The sequence below is a fragment of the Pantoea sp. EKM10T genome (assembly GCF_011800685.1).
Taxonomy (GTDB): Bacteria; Pseudomonadota; Gammaproteobacteria; order Enterobacterales; family Enterobacteriaceae; genus Pantoea; species Pantoea agglomerans.
Genome location: NZ_JAALEU010000007.1, coordinates 221,165 through 238,951 on the forward strand (window position 1 = coordinate 221,165; position 17,787 = coordinate 238,951).

Consider the following 17,787-nt stretch of genomic DNA (forward strand, 5'->3'; position numbering starts at 1 on the left):
TTATCCTCATGCAGGTTGTTGATTAATTTTACTGTTCAAAATACCGAAAACTTCATTTGAAGTGTTTTCGCTGATCTCTATCAAGTCGCTGATAAATCCATCCGGGCGTACAACGATGCAAACAGACTTACTGGGCAATAGGTCCTTCAATAAACCGAGTACCTTTCCGCTTAAATTTACAAGAGTGGCACCTCTCACGGCCGCTGAAGCTTTTTCAAAGTAGGATAGCCAGTCTGAATAGATGTAATGGTTTCCCGGCCAGAATAAAACCGTATGCGTTGTCAGACTCAGATGCGGAGAAAGGAAACTACTACGCCATTCAAGAGGTACTCGTCGTCCTATTTCCAAGCGGTTTTTACCTTCAGGAAGTTCACCGTGTGGAATATCGATTTGAGCAATTCGAGGTGAAAGGAATTTATCAACTAGCCCGGTTCTGGAGGCCATTCTGAATGCTACGTCACGTGCAAATATGGCCTGACGATTTTTATACAGGCTGACGTTGGCTAGGAATGTGGAAAGTTTAGATGTGCGGTTAATCCCATTCATTCTTTCCTCAGAATACGACTCAAGAAGTGATGGATTGTATTCACCGCGGATGACACCGGCGAGTTTCCAGCCAAGGTTTACCGCGTCCTGAAAACCACTGTTCATCCCCTGCGCACCTGAAGGACTCATAGCATGCGCCGCATCCCCCACAAGAAAGACATTCTCATTTCTGTAAGAGGATGCAGAGCGAACATTAGCGTTAAAAATTCCGCAGAAATTCATGTGCCCCAGTGTTTTGTTTCCAGGAACACGGTCTCCTAAAATTTTTTCGAAGAACTCACGATTGATCTCACCTTGGTAGTCAGCAGGCACACTTGCACCTACTCGGAAAAGGCCATCACCTATTGGAGCCAGCACCATGTTTCCCTTGCGATGCAGGTAATATCCTACCTCACGGCTAGTTGATTCACTGACCAGCTCCGCATCAGTGATAGCAAGTCTGGTTTCCATCTGAAAGCCATCAAAAGTGAAACCAAAACACTCCCTGACTTTACTGGAGTAGCCATCTGCACCAATCACCCATGCAAAGGATTCGTGAGTTATGTTTCCATCCGGATTGCGCAAGGTGACATTAACGCGCTCATGGTCGTTATGGCCGTCGATAAATTCACATCCGTATTCAATTTGGATTCCTTCTTCATTGAGTTGGTCTTCCAGAACCTTTTCCGTTTTCCACTGAGGTATCGTAATTCCATAGCGGTAATTAGTGAACTTCAAGCGATCGAAGCAGATATTGCCGATCATCTTCTTGTTTGAGTAATAATTCATCTGGTCAAAGTAATGACCAGACTGGATGACACCCTCTGAAACACCGGTGCGGGATAGCAACTCCAGCACTCGTGGCCATATAATCGTCGCTTTTGAATGCGGTGAATATCGCTCATGCTTGGAAATAATCCTTGCCTTGATTCCAAAAAGCGATAATTCCAGCGCAGTCAGCATTCCCACTGGGCCACCACCAACAATTAATACATCACCTTCATTCTTTTCAGGAAACTTCATTAATTTGATCCCCCTTTTTACTAGCATGATAAAGATTAATAATCATCACAGAAAAGATAAGGCACAGTGCTGATATAGCCATGAGTAATAGAGATGCAGATGTAATGAAGATTTTATGCGTGCTGTCAATTACATTGTCACCTATAATGAAAACATGCTCAAGCCGCCCACTAAAATTGCCATTCAACAATGTAGCCATTGAAGAAGTTAGAGGAATGAAAATAGACTCGCCACCTATCCTGAAAGTATTAAATGTTCCTGCTGCTAGCCCGGTTTGATGAGATGGAACAGAGTTGACGGCCACTCCATCAATATAGGAAAGAGATATACCAAAAGAACTGCCAAAAACAAACATTGCTATCTGGTGAAGGAGAACGCTTTCACTACCTAACACGGCCGTTAAAATAATCGGTGCAATAACAATCGATAGAAGAGTAATCTTCAATAGAAATTCGTCGCTGAATTTCATTCTGAATTTCGCAATCACTGGCGGGAATACTAGCGACGGGAGTGTCGCCACAGTCATAATAGAGCCAATTTGAAGAGTTGAGAAGTCGGTCGCCTTACTCAGATAGAATGGAAAATAAAACAGCACACTTATATATCCAAAACCAAGGAGTAAAGACGTGATGCTCATTGCTGAGAAATCCTGATTTTTGAAGATACGAATGTCAATCAATGGAAATTTTGATTTTTGCTCTACACGGCAAAGCAAAAATCCAAGTAAAACGGATGTGAACAGTAAAACTAGCGTTCTGGGATCGCTAATCGTCCAGTCAGAAAGGAATGACACCATCATTACAGATGTCAGCAAAAACATGGTCAATAGTACCCCGCCAGCCCAGTCAAAAGGATGGCTTGCACGATGCGCTTTTGCAGAAATTAAAATCAATGAAATGAACAGGGCGATCAGTATCAGAGCCATGATCGTACTGAAAATCAGCCATCCATGCTCTATATAGTTTAACAAAGATGCAAGCAGTGGACCGCTAATCATTCCCATTCCCAGAAAAACACCAAAAATGGAAAAAGCACGTGCTTTCTTCGTTTCATTAAGATGAGTCGCCAGCAGAGCGGTTGCTGAAGTTGTGACCGCGGCCGCAGCTACACCACTAATGGCACGGCATGTGAGCAGAAGCACATAGTCATTCACAAGCCCCCCTGAAAAAAAGCCAATGGAAAAAAGGAGAAGGCCGAACAGGAACACATTTTTTTTACCAATATAGTCAGATAGTGATCCTGTTACTGGAAGGAATGCAGCATACATGACCATGAATATATTAATAAACCATTGCGCTTTCTGATAATTCAATGCGTAATCTTTCATAACTGAAAGATTCAGAATGCTAGAAGACGTAATTGTCAATGGGATAATGAACATAGACAGGCATACTGTCAGCAGTACATGTAATTCCCTTCTGTTAAAACTGACTTCCGCCATGCTAACCTCTCACAGTAATCGCTAAATATTTTCCAGTTTGAAAACTTCTGTTTCTTCAAGATGCGCTTTTGTCTGACGGATAAATTCTTTTGTGTACGCTTCTTCCATATGTGCATCAATGGCCGCCTTGTCTGCCCAGCGTTCAATCAATACATATTTGTTCTCAAACCTGTAGAAATCGAAAATGTCACAACCACTTTCTCTTAAGGTCATTTCTTTCAGAGCTGCAAGTTTTTTTCCAAAATCTGTGAAAAAATCGGCTTCTGGTTTAATAAAAACCACGATATTAAGGCTCATATATTTCCTTTTAAAATGATGTATTCAACGTATTAACGAAAAACTGCTGGCCCGGTCCGGCAGTCAACGTGTGAAAAGCACAGTTGTCCAGAAATGTGAAATTAGAATCAACCATCATGACATATTTCATAAAAAGTGAGATCACTCCGCCATGAGAGATAATTAAAATATTGCCAGCATGCTCCCTCGTCACAAGTTCTAGCGCCCGTGAAAACCGACCTATACAAGCATCAACAGATTCACCCTCAGGCGGTATAAATTCCTTTTCTCCCAACATGGCAACCAGAGCAGAAAATTCCGGATTGTGTTTAAACTTCCCATCCATCACCCCTAGATGTCGCTCTCTAAAATCCTTATGGATACTGAAAAAGGTATCCATGGAAGATGCCAAAATATCAGCTGTCTGAAGAGCGCGTAGATAAGGTGAGCTGAAAATGAAATTTATATTCAGCTCTGCAATCGCACAGGCAGCCTGCTTAACTTTTTCAACACCGATTGGGCATAACGGGATATCTGTTTGCCCCAACAATCGGCCTTCAACGTTAAACAGAGTATCACCATGCCTCATCAGATAAATCATGCAGCATCCGCATTGTTACCAAGAATGACACTCACTGAATGGCCAATCGACATTTCTGATTCAACAAGTCCATCAGGTATTTTAAGGTCAAATTCTTTTTCTAAAGCGACTGAGATTTCCAGCAAGACTAGTGAGTCTAGTTCAAGATCGTCATACACAACCTCGGCTGTTACTTTTTGGGAAGGCACGTAATACTTATCAACTAGCATTTCTTTGATACGGCTAAATATTTTATCTTCCATTTTTCTACCTCTATTTTTCGCTAATATCAGCATTGATTTTCTCATTGGGCCACCGGAGTACTACTGCTCCCCAAGTAATGCCTCCTCCAAACGCAGTCAAAACGATTTTTTTTCCAGAATTGATTGTTCCTGCTTTAACATGTCGTGCCAAAGTAATGGGAATTGAAGCTGCCGATGTATTTCCATAATCTTCAAGACTCGTCAACGCCTGGTCTTCTTTTAGATCAAAAAGTTGACTGAGAGTGTCGATAATCCGCTTATTTGCCTGATGGGGAACCAGATAGTCCATGTTTTCTTTAACCAGGCCACCCCTCTTCAGCACTTCATTAATCGACTCTTTCATTTGCGAAATAGCTTTGGTGAATACTTCTCTGCCCTCCATTCTGAAAAAAACATCCGCACCGTCATTATCCTGCTTGAGCGCTGATTCCGTACCGCCATCAGGAATGGTGATAAGGTTTTCATATTCTCCGTCGCTGCCTGTGAAGGTTGCAAGAATGTTGTCATCGTCACTGCGGGTTAAAATCATGGCGCCTGCAGCGTCACCAAACAAGGGATATGTCGTTCGATCCTGCTTGCTTAAAATCGACGTAAATACATCGGCACCAATCAGCATTAGCTTCCTTGATTTGCCAGACCGGATTAAGGCATCAGCAAGCTCTAAGCCGTAGACGAACCCTGTGCATACTGCATTGATATCAAAAGCACTGATTTTTCCTAGGCCCAGCATCGTAGCAACTTTCGGGGCGGTTGCTGGGCACTTTCTGTCAGGAGTAGAGGTGGCAACAATTAGAGTGTCGATGTCACTGCTATCATCATGGGTGAGACTCTTCATTGCCGCCTCGCCAGCTTTGTATGCGAGGTAGCTGGTTGTCTCAAGTGGAGAAGAATGGTGTCTCCTTTTTATTCCAGTTCTCGTTGTGATCCACTCATCACTTGTATCAAGGCTCTGAGATAGCTCTTCATTTGTCACTGATTTCGTCGGTACAGAAGCACCAAGTCCGATTATTTTCACGCCCATAATGACCTCAGCGATTTAACTGGTGAGTAACTGAACATTTGACTTGGATATGATTTAAGTTTGCAACGATATCTGCACTTCGCCATTCAGCATCATGTTTTCGTATGAGTGTTGTATTTTCCAGAACAACATCCAAATGGTTTGAATTCGATGTGGTTTCTTTCGAATGAAATTTAAAATTGACACTCCTCATCCAAAGATTATTGGACCCTTCTCGGGTTATATCATCGAGTTCGTATAATAGTATTTGGCCTAGCTGGAGACCTGAAACAAAAGCATCAATGTAATCGAGTTTTTTAGCTCTTTCACCATTAATGGTTTTTATGACGAGTGCTTCGCTTTCAAACTTACTTTTAATCCTGATGTTTTTAATAGACTGAACTGAATGCTTGAACCCTTCAATATTAAAAGCTGGAGATAGTTGAAGATCGTGTTCTTCATGTCTGATAACTTCGAGGTTGACACTCATATTTCCAACTTTCCCGGAAAAAAAGAGCGTATTCTCAGACTCAGATATAACGTCAAAAATTATTTTGATATAATCGAGTTCCTCTATTGGTTTCTTTGAGGCCCGGATAGTTATACATGATATTTCGAAATTAAAGTTATTTCTTGTTGATAATATTTTTCCGCACGCGCGTGCGGACATAAGCATGACGTCAATACTACTCAGATGAGGTCGAAGCTTATTCTTCTTGACGGACCAATCTTCAGGGTAAATAATTTTAAAGCTAGATGCATACCCATTATCTCGGGCTGACTCATCCGCAATATCATAACTGACCCTTTTGTATCCAGAACTAAAAAAACGATTTCCCGATGGTCCCAGATATGCATCAGCATCTGCGATTAATGTCATGGTAAGTGGTCCTTTTATATCAATTACGAAATGAAGCAGGCTACTTCCTTTGATTTATTTCTGAAGTAAAAGTGGTCACCTTTAAATGTCGTGGTTTTGAACTCGTTCAACGTATAGTTTTTCCAGTTCAACATTTCCTTATCTGATGCAAGTGAATCATCGGTTGCAGCCAGTGCATGAATCGCGCAATTAATTTTGGGGTAATCATCTCTTTTGTAGTTGCCAAGTAACTTGAGATCATTTGCCAGTTTGGATTTTGCTTCTTTAAGCCGTGAAGGGCTTTCAGCAATAACCTGCGGGATGCCCCCCAGTTCTACGATATTGTTGAACCCATTGTCAGCACCTGTACTGAAGATCTTGGAGTTCACAAGCAACTCTGGGGGTTTACAGGCTGACACGACCAGCTTTTTTATGTTGAGTTGGTTGCTAAGTATCACCGCCATTTCATACGCAACAATCGCCCCCATGCTGTGCCCAAAAAACGTAATGGGCGCCTCAATGCTATTTAGCTGTGATTTCAGCCCCTCCAGCATGCGGTTGAAACAGTAAGGTGATTTTGCCAGCTCGATATCGTTCTTTTTGCCTGAATAGGTCAGTGATAGCACTCTTGCACCATATGTAAAATGTTTCTTAAGTATATCGAAAGATGATTTACCACCACCGGCATACGGAAAGCACACAATCACATTTTCCTTACTCATGAACACTCCTATTACAACAATAAAATCAATAGGGAATTCGCACCAACAAAATCACCTCATCTTCTACACGACAAATCTTTACATTTGTTAAACACATGCGTCAACCTTCAATCATTAGCCGCAACGATTAATTCACGAATACTTTACAAAAATTTTCGTGAAATTGCGGTTGATTTGACTTCTTTATAAATTTACTATTATTATCAAAAGCTTAAGTGATTTCGCTCGTTAAATAATTTTTTCATATACATAAGATTATTATATTAATGATTGGCGCAATGTTTTATGGCAGGGCTTTAACTGCGCGGCATTGTGCACGATGCGCTGGCTTCGATTATCAGTAATCGATGGATCTGGATCTTTACTCAATACAGACTCTTACTGACAATGCCTTACAAACACCCGAATTAAACTCATGCCATTGAAAAATATATAAAAAAATTAATTTTATGCTTTTTTTTTCGTAAACTTTTAAAAATGGAAAATTTTCTCCATGAATTAAGTTCCAACATGCAAAACTTGCAGACTACATTCTTTAATAAACCTCAATTAGCCTAGTTGTCCGCTCCTAGCTCATAACAGACGTTCAAGAACACAGATCCGCTTTGTGCCATAAGCGGACACTGCTTACATCGTGATAGGGTGATTTATGTGGAGAAGTAAGCGAAAGTAATGCCTTCAGGTAAAAACGGGTGTCGGATGAACTTAGAAACTGCGCGTTTAAGGCTTGAGCCCTATCATGACTCACACTATGAAGACTTAAGGGTAATGGAAAACGACTCCGGCGTGATGCGGTATATCAGCAACGGCATTGTTAAAACACTAGAAGAGACTTGGGAAAGTATCAGGCGTGTTTAGGCCAGATGGCAGAAATATGAATTTTCGTGGTGGGCTATTAAAGAGAAGGCGTCCGGGGCCGTAGTTGGGGCAGCATGCCTCTAATATCTGGCAAACGTTGAAGGTGCCCACTTAGAGATTGGCTGGCGGCTCGTCCCGGAACACAATGGCAAAGGCTATGCAACAGAAGCTGCTAAAGCGATTACTGATTTCGCAGCAGAGCAGATAGGCGCGACGTATTTAATGGCTGTTGCCGACCCTGAAAATGCGGCTTCTCAACAAGTGATGCAGCGATTAGGCATGACTTACAAAGTAATAGAACAGCATTATCATGTGCCTTACGTAGTCTATGAAATCAGCATTCAGCCCGCTCAATCATATTGAGAATATGAACTCCCAGCTCATAGCGGACGTTAGCCTGAACCCAGTCCGCTTTGTGCCAGAAGCAGACTTTACTAGTCTTCGTCTATGTTGATTAATAGGGACAAGATCAGCCGGTTACTGCCGTCGGGCTGACGACCCGGCAACGCTAGGGAGTTGAAGAAGGAGAGTAAAATCCGCTTGTCTGAAAGATGAAAGAACCCGCGCTGAAACTCAGCTCTTAAAAAGACAGAGACAGGCTTTGCAGTTAAGAAGCTAAGGATATGCATCGAATATTGGCGGGAATAAACATTAGAATGGCACTGAAATTTTTTGTATTCTGAAAACTTACTGTCCTTCACTTGGATGCATACTACAAATGCTCCTTCTTCTGAAATTCCTTCATCCTTATTTGATGTTTTCAAATCTGGCGGCCTGGGGCCTAGCTCAGAACCTTGAGGGCCTCGGGCTCTTTCACTCTATAAATGACCTACCTTTACAGGTCGGAAATGACGTTATCTATCCCTGGAATCTAAGCCCGACGCACGGCGTTAATGGATTATCGGGTTTAATGACTATCTTGCTCCTCCCAATCGCCCTACTGAATATCCGTGCCGGATTTTACCTTAATCGCAGCATGGGCTGGATAAGCCTGTTTTTCTGGATCTCGCCAGGGACGTTCAGCCTGATGGGTTATGTTCCTGACTTTAATAGTTTCGGTCCTGATGTGTTCCGGTTTGGGAGCGACTTTACGGGCAGTGTGTCTTCTGCGGCAGCCAATCTGCTTATCTCAATGGTTGCCGGGTGGTCCATCATTATGCTTGTCAGCGCGCTCTGGAAGAAAAATACCTTCAAAAATGCTTATGACCACATCTGGTACGTCTTGGGTCTTATCGCAGCTCTTTATTACGTTACGGACAGCGGCCTGCCCTCCTATAAAGAGGACCTGTCAGAAGCTGGTGAACGCACCACCCTGATCATGCAGCACTATCGCAACGGCGAGCAAAACCTTGGATATCTGTGTAAAGAACCGGACGTGATAAATCAGGTTCCAGATTTATGCAACCTAGCGTCTGAGATGCGGTGGTCGCTACAGGACAGCTTTGCTTTAAAAGATATTTTGCGCGCCAGAATAGATTTACCCGACTGGGTGACAAGAGTTGCGTACGATCGGGGCATCGGCAAACAGATTGAGACGTTCAATGCTCTGGCATGTTCTGCGCATGCGTTCAGGGGTAACTGTGAGGTTGTCCCCATCGAGATGGCTCTTAACGGGGTGGATTATAAAACGCCCGGGGCCTTTCTAGCCCCAGTCTACGCCCAGAGACTTCTGCGACTGCATGAATCCATGCAAAAAGCCGACTCACGCATAAAAGATATCGAGCAGGGACATAACACGCGCTATTTTGTGTTTCTTATGCTGGCCTTTGTCGCGGGGGGTAAACTTGCAAATACGTCCAGGTCGATGGTCGGCCATGATACGGTTCGCCCTCGCTCATGGCTGCTTTCCGGTATAAGGTTTATCATTCACAACACGCTGCTGGTGATAAAGTTCCTTATAGCAGAACTGGTCTTGCCGCTTCTGCAACGTATGGTACAACGGGTTAAATGGCATACCGCCCGGATTAAAACCAGAACGCCCAAAAGCGCGGTAGAACATGATGCCTCCTCCGGTAAAGGGTAACCAGTTGACGATCGTGCTGTGACCTGGAGCTGGTGCGAGAAGAGCAGACCTACAACGTATCCCAAGCGACTTGCCTGACAGAGACCGGTCTGATTCCCATCAGGTCAAGTTTGCGAGACTTTTCTATCCACTCCTCTTCGCTGCGGCACGCTATGGACCACTGTGCCGCTGCAACGGATTTCTGAAGAAAAAGATATTTGAAATAAGCCTCATCCACTTTAGACAGAGAATGGCCCAAAATCATCACTTGATTAACTCCGCTCAGTCCCTCGAAAAAGTGTCGGTGTTTAGCGATAAGTTCCTGTGAGGGTTTAAATGTCGCACAGAAATAGTCATCAATGATGCTGTTAGCCTCCATGAGCCGCGTATCCATATCTGCAATATCTGCAATATCTGTCATGTCGTTGAGAGAGGCGCGGGATTCAGGCTCCCAGGCATGTCCAAGGATCAGTTCATCGTCCCCTGCTTCGGCGGAACCATGGATGTGGAGCACACGATCTGTCCCGACGCCATAAACGCGTTTCAGTGTGCTGGTGTAGTTAAAGGTGAGAAAAAGTGCCTGCGAATCCAGTTTAGTCAGGCGATTAAGCGAACTTTCACCAGAGGGTATCGGCAATTGACGGATCCACTGACCGAATCGGCTACGCATGCCCTTTGAGAGGCGTCTGACAACCTGATCCACCTCATACTGGAAATCATGATGACCTGCGTCACTCCAGTCCTCATCACCGTATGAACTCATGAAATGGCCGAGGTTGTTGATGAGCATGTCGGCATCGAGGTATGCAAGCGCGGTTTCGAGGTCACACCAATCATCATCCACTGGAAGGTATTCTTCCACGTCCCAATAAATATCCGAATCCCTGGCCAAAAGAAATTCCTTAAAATGCCACAGGCTAGAGGGGATGTTATGCCTGAGATCGAAGCCATTTCCAATGACATAGAGTGTAGTTGTCTGCATAGCCCCTCTCACGACAGATGACCTGTTTGCGTTGAAATACCAGAATATCTCGTGTTTTATAACAGCAGATATCTTATATCCCCGGAAAATTATGGAAAAAATCAGCCCCGCAACAGTTCAGTTCATCAAACTTGGTGAGGCCGGTGAATGGGAGCAGCAGTGCCTATCGGAGGGCACGCTTCGGTTTGGTTATCATAAAACCCCAGACAATCTTTGCGTTGACGACCAATGGGAAGACGTTCACGAGATATGGCTTAAAGAGCGGAAGGGAAATAAGGTCAGCGCCAGCAGTGACGTCAGGCAGATCAAAACTTTCTACACGGCAGATGAAGATACACTATTCATTACCATCAGGGGGGATTTCGTTACTGGTGTCGACCCACGGGGCCGGTTGAGGTACTGGCAGATAGTAGCCGGATCAGAAAAACGATAGAGGGGGTGGCAAAACACCAGTGTTGGGCGCGCGCGATTAACCACGGATCACCTGAGCGGAGACCTGTTAAAGGTTCAGGGGTATCGGGGTACGATCTGTAACGTAAGCGCACATGATTACGTTGTACGAAAAATCAATGATGAAGATCTCCCTGCGGTGTCTGATGCTAAGCAGGCTGAAGCAACGTACTTGGTCGCGATAAAAAATCTGTGCCAAATGCTGACCTGACAGGATTTCGAGCTACTGGTAGACCTTGTTTTTTCAACCAGCGGATGGCGGCGCACCAGTATTGTCGGTAAAACCCAAAAAACGCTGGATCTTGAGCTTGAATCCCTCACCACCAGCGAGAAAGCTTTTGTTCAGATTAAATCATATGCGGTCGCATATTCTTTCAGCGATTACGCAAAACGGTTCAGAGAAACCTGTGCCTATGAACGGATGTTTTTTATCTGGCACATCGGACCGTTATCCGAAAGTATCAAAACCGAAGGCATCACGTTAATCGGTCCCGACAAGTTAGCTGGACTCATTCTGGACAGTGGTTTATCAAGATGGCTTCGTAAAAAAGTTTCATGATATTCCGGCTGTTTCTTCAACTCATCGGCAATAAATCAACGTGATAAGGCTCCGCAAACGGGCTTTACCTGGAAGCTATCGGACCTCAGCCGCAGGCGCGAAATGCCTACTCAAGCAGTTCGGTGAAATTTTCCGTCCTACCGGTAAGCGCAGTCGGGCTGAAGACCCGGGGAGACGAAGGGGGCACTAGGTATGATGACTGTAATGACTCTTGTGTCTTGAATAGACAGTTAATAGTTACACCGTTGATCAATTTCATATTGTTCAATAGTTGATCATCCTGCAGGAGTCTGTAGTTAAATGCTCTTTTTCAGGCATCGTATAGGAATTAAAAAAATTTTATTCTTCAGTTTAACTGAAGTTTGATTGATATAATTTATTACAACATCAAATTTAATCCTAATATCAATTATTTAAATACAAATTAACCATCAACGAATCCCAAAACCCGCAATAAAAACTGTCTACTTGAACAGTATTCTCTTACGTTATAGTTTCAAAATATTACTGTTATTTGGGAGGAATCTTATGGCGACTTCTGTATTGGCTAACTGGCACGGTCATGATTATCAGGCTCGGTATTTCTGGATTGAGGCATCCCGGCTTAAAAATCCCCAACAAGATTTCGTCGTAGAAGTTTCCTATGAAGCCGACGGCCCTAAAGCCTTTGATGACGTGATTACGCGTTATAATCCCCCCCGCCGCAGCACTGGGCCCGATCGGATTCAGGCTGATTACTATCAAATCAAGTTTCACGTTACACAGGCTGCTAGTTTCGGATACGAGGATTTGATTGACCCTACCTTTATTGGTGCTGAGACCTTCTCAATCCTTGAAAGACTAAAACAGGCAAAAGGAACTGAGCCTGCCAACTCTGCTTTTCATCTTGTCACGACAGATAGAATTATCGATGAGGACCCACTTGGTGAAATAATCAGCAATGTGGATGGCTCAATACGACTCGATAAGTTGTTTGATGGCACGACCGACAGGAGCCGTAAGGGAAAGGTTCGTAAGCTCTGGCGCCAACATCTCAAGCTTTCCACTGACCAGGAACTGGAACAGGTACTTTCTGGTTTTCACATTCAGCAGTCGCAGCCCACACTCGAAGCGATGCGTGAAAAAGTTAATACCAGCTTTCAGATCATTGGCCTGATTACCTGCGAAACCAATTCAGAATTCCGTTTCGATGGCGCTGCGCGAGCTTTACGCAGTCAGGAACGTTATCGGTTTACCCGAGAGCAATTCACAGCCCTTTGCATGGAAGAGAACTGGATCAGATCGGAAGCACCTGAAAGCTTCAGAAATGTTGCACTACGCTCTTTCAGTGATGGGCCACTGGACATCATGGATGCGCTTCCGGAACAAACACTCTCCCTGCTTTCTCTCTTCGAAGGTAGATTTCCCTCCCCAGGCATTGAGTGGAATGATGTTATTAAGCCCCAGGTAGAAACCTTCCTCACAGGTATCAGGCAGACGGAGCGTAAAGTTCGGCTGTATCTGAATACCCACAGCTCCATTGCATTGCTTGCCGGTAAATGTCTTGGTCACAAGTCAGGCGTAGAAATCGAACTGGTCCAGAAAGGGAGATCGGGCGACTCCATCTGGTCTGAATACGAACCCCATAACGAACCTGCTGCGGTTATCGAGATCGAGACTGTCGGAACTGGAAGAGATGTCGCAGTAGTGCTCAGCATGGCGAGAAATGCGCTGCCAAAAGCGCACGCTTACATACTCGCAAATCAGCCTGACATAGGACGGATCATTCATGTCACCCCTGCATACGGGTACGGGCAACGATCTGTGAAAAACGGTTCACATGCCGTAGCGCTTGCCGAACAGATATCCGATGCCGTCACTGATGCAGATTTACCGGTTGAGGCAAGCCTGCATATTTTCAGCGCTGCGCCAAATGCCGTTAATTTTTATCTTGGCCAGCACACCGATTTTTTGGGGACATGCGTCTTTTACGAGTTTGACTTTCAACGCCAGCGAGATGGCTCCTACATTCCTTCATTTAAGGTTTAATCACCATGGAACTTCAACCTCAGTTCAACGAATTTTTAGCAAATATCAGGCCCACTGATACACAGAAGGAAGACTGGAAAAGTGGTGCAAGGACACTGCGCGAGCGCCTGAAGAATTTCGAACCTCTCAAGGATATTGTCGTATCAACATTCCTTCAGGGAAGCATTCGTCGTTCAACGGCAATCCGTCCGCTCGGCGATAAGCGCCCTGATGTTGATATTGTCGTGGTGACCAATCTTGACCATACCCGGATATCTCCCACTGATGCAATGGACCTGTTCATCCCATTCCTCGAAAATTATTACCCGGGTAAATGGGAAACTCAGGGACGCTCTTTTGGTATTACCCTCTCGTATGTCGAACTGGACCTGGTGATCACCGCCATCCCTGAGTCAGGTTCAGAAAAAAGCCATCTTGAGCAGCTCTATAAGTCAGAGTCAGTCCTAACTGTTAGCTCTCTGGAAGAGCAAACTGACTGGCGCCTGAATAAAAGCTGGTCCCCCAATACGGGATGGTTGTCTGAGAGCAACAGTGCGCAGGTAGAGGACGCCCCCGCTTCAGAATGGAAAGCGCACCCGCTAGTGCTGCCTGACAGGGAAAAAAATGAGTGGGGCCGGACGCATCCTCTCGCGCAGATCAGATGGACCGCTGAGAAAAACCGCGTTTGCAACGGTCACTACATCAACCTTGTCAGGGCGGTGAAATGGTGGCGACAGCAGAACAGCGAAAACCTGCCGAAATACCCTAAAGGCTATCCGCTGGAGCATCTGATTGGTAACGCGCTGGATAATGGAACCACCTCAATGGGCAAAGGTCTGGTTCAGCTGTTGGAGACTTTTTTGTGCCGTTGGGCAGACATTTACAGCCAGAAAGGTAAACCGTGTTTGCCGGATCACGGCGTTGAAGAACATGACGTGATGGCGCGCTTATCAACCGAAGATTTCTGTTCATTTTATGAGGGTATTGCGGGTGCGGCGGAAATTGCCCGTAACGCGCTGGCGTCTGAGGATGCGCAGAAAAGTGCAGAGCTCTGGCGCCAACTGTTCGGATCCAAGTTTCCTTTACCCGGCCTTCAGGGCGGCGATCGCAATGGTGGATTTACAACGCCAAGTAAACCAGCAGAACCACAAAAAACCGGACGCTTCGCTTGAGTACAGTCGTTCAGCAGGTACCTGGAGAGCTGCAGGCAGCGTTCACTCTTATCAATAATGATCCCAGGATGCGGACGAACAATGCCTGGGTGCTCTCTGCTGACAAGAAATGGTCGCTTAAATTCACCGCTGAGCTTTCCATACCCTGCTCCAGGTTCATGCCACACAACAGCGTCTGGCATCTGGTCCTCTGGCAGGAAGAGGCTCAGATACGCATAGAGCTCTATCCCGATAAATCGGAAGGTATATCAGCAACGTTTCGGCACCAGAACTACAACTTGTCGGATGCGTCTAGCCGCGAATGGACATCAGGAAATCCGTGCCTTGAGAATACGCCCGCCGCATTTGGTCGTAACTTATGGGGGCAGGAACCCGAAGCATTACTTGACAGAATCAGCTGGCGACTCAGTAGGCTGCTGCTCTGGATTGACGCCGCTGCACAGGAGAATCTGGCCACAACCGGGGATGCTGTTGAACTCCCCGCCTTCCCCGGTCAGTCAGCCTTTACCGTGATCGGTTTTAGCGAACAGACTGATGATCTTCCTTTCTGGGCATCGAAAACAGGAGAATGGGGGTTTGCAAGCAGCACTGGATTGCTTGGCGCGCGTGGTACCCGCTTTTTGCGTGAGTTTTTTGATAACAAGGGAAAGCTTATCCGGGCAACCAAATGGTCCCCGTTCATGCGCAAAGGCGCGAGAACAACGAACGCAGTTTGGTCTGTATTGCCTACCCTCCCCGTTCTGGCTCCTTGGCAGGCACCCAGGACCTGGCAGGAGCTCAGCTATTGCTTCGCACAATCCGGGTTATCACTGCAGGACCTCTTTTCAGACATTGGGCGTTCTGTCAGAGATCTGCGCAAGCAACGCTCGCCTGGATTGCTCTTGCTGGGTTTTCCGCTGGAAAACAAAATTGGAGATGAGCCAGCGCGCATTCACTGGCTGGCTCTGCGTCTGGCCGGTCTCAGTAATAAAATGACAAAACGCCCCGGATTCCGCCCAACGGAACGGAATCGCAGAGCCTGGGATCGCGAACAGCCACTTTCACAGGAGCCCATCAGGTGGGTGAGGACGCAGAACTGGGCTGCCGACCAGCTCAGAACACGTGGCGAAGCAGCCAACGACATTCGCAGCAAAAAGATGCTGATAATCGGTGCAGGCTCACTGGGCAGCATGATTGCAGAAAACCTGATGCGCATGGGTGTTGTCAGCCAGGGCATTCTGGACGCAGACCTCCTACAGACCGGAAATCTGAGCCGTCACGCCCTGACAATAACATCAGTTGGCCATAACAAAGCGGCCGCGCTGGTTGAACATCTGAATCGCATTCTGCCCGACGCAAGTGCACGTTCATTTAGCTGCGCGTTTCCCCCTGAGAGTGAGGTCGCAAAAAACTCACTGCGTCAGTACGACGTCATCATTGATTGTACCGGTGATGATGGTGTTCTTAAGTCATTGGCGGCATTTGACTGGCAAAGTGAAAAAATATTTATCACCCTGGCTATGACATGGCGGGCTGAAGGTTTATTTGCGTTTGCTGCCAGTGAAACAACGTTTCCGGTGACGGATGCTTCCAGCCGCTTCGCCGCCTCGGCGTCACCTGAGATCGACATGGATGAGGCGAGAATAGAAGGGATCGGTTGCTGGCACCCCGTCTTTCCGGCCCGAGCCGATGACGTACAGTTATGGGCGGCCGTTGGTACAAAATTCATTTGCAGGGTCGTCAGCGCGCCAGGGAGAATCTATGAATATTTTAAGCAGATGCCTGATGGCACTGTCGAGAGAGAGCCGCATGAGTATTAAAGATGTGACTTTTTCCAGTGAGGATGCACTTTATACGGTCGTTCTTAACGCCTCAACCATTGAGCAGATGGTTTCCGAATGCCTTAAAGCCGGCGTGAATGAAACAGGCGGCATTCTGATTGGCTCATACAGTGATGACAGTTTAACGGCTATGATCGTGGAGGCCACAACCCGACCTGCGGATTCACTCGCTGGCCGGACGACATTTCAGCGGGGTGTCAAAGGGCTGAGGTCTTTACTTCATACCCGCTGGAAAAAAGGATTGTATTACGTTGGTGAGTGGCATTTTCACCCAAGAGGCTCATCCGAGCCCAGTGGTGATGACTTCAGATCCATGACAAGCATTGCAGCGAACCCTGACTACCAGTGCTTGGAGCCTGTAATGATTATACTTGGAGGGGATCCGGCAGGCTCATACAGTCTGAGCGCCAGTGTTTTCCCAAGGGGAGACGCCCCCATCAGACTGCGAGAGGTACCGATTTAATATCCGTCCCCTTTGTTTTCGATCAGACCATGGTCTTCAGGCCCGAAACGCCACTTTTTACGGCCCGGCGGAGCCGCGCTCTGCCGGTTAGCGCAGTCGACAGATACTTCAGGCTGGCCAGCGAGCCGAAGCGTTCGTTATGTGCGGCGTCACTTAATCATCGGTCCCATGAACGATTTCCGTTGAGATGCTTAACACAAACCACACACGCTTATAAAACCGCTTTCCGGAACAAGAATAAGCGGCATTGCAGGGATGATTTCTTTCAGAGCGACCATTACCAGACCATAAAGCCTGTGTCATTACCATCTGCCCCGCCGTTGATTCAAAAAGAATGCTGTCATCACTGTCCGCTTTCGCTCAAAGCGGACAGTGCCTGAAAATCATTATACTTTTCGTCAGAAATGGACATAGCTCACACGTCACAAACTAAATTTTTTTTGGACATAATCTAACTTGTTATTTCTTTCAACATCCAATATACAAACATTGAAGGTTACCTCTAAGAAGGATGGCAAACATGGGTCTCAAACCTGGTCCAAAGCCGATTGCAAAATCGACCGGAAAACCTGATCAGCGCAGACGTGATAACAAAGATACTCCGGGCAACACTCCGGGACTAAACCCGAGTAAGTCCTCAGGTAAGTGAATAGGTGGGTATAGATTATTTATCTATGCCCATTCTAATAATAAAATGCACCTAAATTTTTTTTACCGCTGAATGATAACGTCTTTCATGGAGCACAATTCAGGGCTTGTGATTTAGATATATAACGATATATCTG

General features: G+C 45.8%; 16 protein-coding genes. 7 read left to right on the plus strand and 9 right to left on the minus strand.

What is annotated here, in order from left to right:
- Positions 1–6 precede the first annotated feature (6 nt).
- From HFD95_RS15140 to HFD95_RS15175, 8 genes are read right to left on the minus strand one after another with little or no spacing between them, the layout of a single operon-like run.
- Positions 7–1,548, minus strand: a complete 1,542-nt coding sequence (locus HFD95_RS15140) for an NAD(P)/FAD-dependent oxidoreductase (protein ID WP_167430441.1) — start codon at positions 1,546–1,548, stop codon at positions 7–9.
- On the minus strand, positions 1,535–2,989 hold the full coding sequence (locus HFD95_RS15145; RefSeq protein WP_167430442.1) for an MFS transporter: 1,455 nt from the start codon (positions 2,987–2,989) through the stop codon (positions 1,535–1,537). The genes HFD95_RS15140 and HFD95_RS15145 overlap by 14 nt, the downstream gene beginning before the upstream one ends.
- A 21-nt stretch (positions 2,990–3,010) precedes the next feature.
- Positions 3,011–3,286: a putative quinol monooxygenase gene (locus HFD95_RS15150; protein WP_167430443.1), complete on the minus strand. Its 276-nt coding sequence runs from the start codon at positions 3,284–3,286 to the stop codon at positions 3,011–3,013.
- Positions 3,287–3,296: 10 nt separating this feature from the next.
- Entirely contained in the window at positions 3,297–3,866 is a 570-nt protein-coding gene (locus HFD95_RS15155) for a histidine phosphatase family protein (protein ID WP_167430444.1), read from the minus strand.
- Entirely contained in the window at positions 3,863–4,153 is a 291-nt protein-coding gene (locus tag HFD95_RS15160; RefSeq protein WP_243208633.1) for an acyl carrier protein, read from the minus strand. The genes HFD95_RS15155 and HFD95_RS15160 overlap by 4 nt, the downstream gene beginning before the upstream one ends.
- Complete coding sequence (locus HFD95_RS15165; RefSeq protein ID WP_167430446.1) at positions 4,119–5,129, minus strand: beta-ketoacyl-ACP synthase III; 1,011 nt, start codon at positions 5,127–5,129, stop codon at positions 4,119–4,121. The genes HFD95_RS15160 and HFD95_RS15165 overlap by 35 nt, the downstream gene beginning before the upstream one ends.
- A gap of 7 nt (positions 5,130–5,136) precedes the next feature.
- Entirely contained in the window at positions 5,137–5,988 is an 852-nt protein-coding gene (locus tag HFD95_RS15170; RefSeq protein ID WP_167430447.1) for an AvrD family protein, read from the minus strand.
- A 23-nt stretch (positions 5,989–6,011) separates the two neighbouring features.
- Positions 6,012–6,689: a thioesterase II family protein gene (locus tag HFD95_RS15175; protein ID WP_167430448.1), complete on the minus strand. Its 678-nt coding sequence runs from the start codon at positions 6,687–6,689 to the stop codon at positions 6,012–6,014.
- Positions 6,690–7,634: 945 nt separating this feature from the next.
- On the opposite strand from HFD95_RS15175, the gene HFD95_RS22160 reads away from it, so the two are divergent.
- On the plus strand, positions 7,635–7,910 hold the full coding sequence (locus HFD95_RS22160) for a GNAT family N-acetyltransferase (RefSeq protein WP_256378169.1): 276 nt from the start codon (positions 7,635–7,637) through the stop codon (positions 7,908–7,910).
- A 547-nt stretch (positions 7,911–8,457) separates the two neighbouring features.
- Positions 8,458–9,570: a hypothetical protein gene (locus HFD95_RS15185; protein WP_181955271.1), complete on the plus strand. Its 1,113-nt coding sequence runs from the start codon at positions 8,458–8,460 to the stop codon at positions 9,568–9,570.
- A gap of 49 nt (positions 9,571–9,619) precedes the next feature.
- Here the strand turns inward: HFD95_RS15185 and HFD95_RS15190 are convergent, their stop codons facing one another.
- Positions 9,620–10,531 carry a bacteriophage abortive infection AbiH family protein gene (locus HFD95_RS15190; protein ID WP_167430449.1) on the minus strand — a complete coding sequence of 304 codons (912 nt, stop codon included), beginning with the start codon at positions 10,529–10,531 and terminating at the stop codon, positions 9,620–9,622.
- 91 nt (positions 10,532–10,622) lie between these two features.
- Here HFD95_RS15190 and HFD95_RS22165 point away from each other — a divergent pair, with 91 nt between their 5' ends.
- From HFD95_RS22165 to HFD95_RS15215, 5 genes are all read left to right on the plus strand, one after another.
- Entirely contained in the window at positions 10,623–10,964 is a 342-nt protein-coding gene (locus HFD95_RS22165; RefSeq protein WP_243208634.1) for a hypothetical protein, read from the plus strand.
- 1,104 nt (positions 10,965–12,068) lie between these two features.
- Positions 12,069–13,568: an SAVED domain-containing protein gene (locus HFD95_RS15200; RefSeq protein ID WP_167430450.1), complete on the plus strand. Its 1,500-nt coding sequence runs from the start codon at positions 12,069–12,071 to the stop codon at positions 13,566–13,568.
- Between the two features lie 5 nt (positions 13,569–13,573).
- A complete protein-coding gene (locus tag HFD95_RS15205) occupies positions 13,574–14,719 on the plus strand; it encodes a hypothetical protein (RefSeq protein ID WP_167430451.1) in 1,146 nt (381 codons plus the stop codon).
- Between the two features lie 68 nt (positions 14,720–14,787).
- A complete protein-coding gene (locus HFD95_RS15210) occupies positions 14,788–16,518 on the plus strand; it encodes a ThiF family adenylyltransferase (RefSeq protein ID WP_167430452.1) in 1,731 nt (576 codons plus the stop codon).
- Complete coding sequence (locus HFD95_RS15215; protein WP_167430453.1) at positions 16,508–17,002, plus strand: Mov34/MPN/PAD-1 family protein; 495 nt, start codon at positions 16,508–16,510, stop codon at positions 17,000–17,002. The genes HFD95_RS15210 and HFD95_RS15215 overlap by 11 nt, the downstream gene beginning before the upstream one ends.
- Positions 17,003–17,787 lie beyond the last annotated feature (785 nt).

Coding starts and splice junctions, on each gene's coding strand:
- HFD95_RS15140 (WP_167430441.1), bottom strand. CDS start 1,548: ATGAAGTTTCCTGAAAAGAATGAAGGTGATGTATTAATTGTTGGTGGT.
- HFD95_RS15145 (WP_167430442.1), bottom strand. CDS start 2,989: ATGGCGGAAGTCAGTTTTAACAGAAGGGAATTACATGTACTGCTGACA.
- HFD95_RS15150 (WP_167430443.1), bottom strand. CDS start 3,286: ATGAGCCTTAATATCGTGGTTTTTATTAAACCAGAAGCCGATTTTTTC.
- HFD95_RS15155 (WP_167430444.1), bottom strand. CDS start 3,866: ATGATTTATCTGATGAGGCATGGTGATACTCTGTTTAACGTTGAAGGC.
- HFD95_RS15160 (WP_243208633.1), bottom strand. CDS start 4,153: ATGAGAAAATCAATGCTGATATTAGCGAAAAATAGAGGTAGAAAAATG.
- HFD95_RS15165 (WP_167430446.1), bottom strand. CDS start 5,129: ATGGGCGTGAAAATAATCGGACTTGGTGCTTCTGTACCGACGAAATCA.
- HFD95_RS15170 (WP_167430447.1), bottom strand. CDS start 5,988: ATGACATTAATCGCAGATGCTGATGCATATCTGGGACCATCGGGAAAT.
- HFD95_RS15175 (WP_167430448.1), bottom strand. CDS start 6,689: ATGAGTAAGGAAAATGTGATTGTGTGCTTTCCGTATGCCGGTGGTGGT.
- HFD95_RS15185 (WP_181955271.1), top strand. CDS start 8,458: ATGACTATCTTGCTCCTCCCAATCGCCCTACTGAATATCCGTGCCGGA.
- HFD95_RS15190 (WP_167430449.1), bottom strand. CDS start 10,531: ATGCAGACAACTACACTCTATGTCATTGGAAATGGCTTCGATCTCAGG.
- HFD95_RS22165 (WP_243208634.1), top strand. CDS start 10,623: ATGGAAAAAATCAGCCCCGCAACAGTTCAGTTCATCAAACTTGGTGAG.
- HFD95_RS15200 (WP_167430450.1), top strand. CDS start 12,069: ATGGCGACTTCTGTATTGGCTAACTGGCACGGTCATGATTATCAGGCT.
- HFD95_RS15205 (WP_167430451.1), top strand. CDS start 13,574: ATGGAACTTCAACCTCAGTTCAACGAATTTTTAGCAAATATCAGGCCC.
- HFD95_RS15210 (WP_167430452.1), top strand. CDS start 14,788: ATGCGGACGAACAATGCCTGGGTGCTCTCTGCTGACAAGAAATGGTCG.
- HFD95_RS15215 (WP_167430453.1), top strand. CDS start 16,508: ATGAGTATTAAAGATGTGACTTTTTCCAGTGAGGATGCACTTTATACG.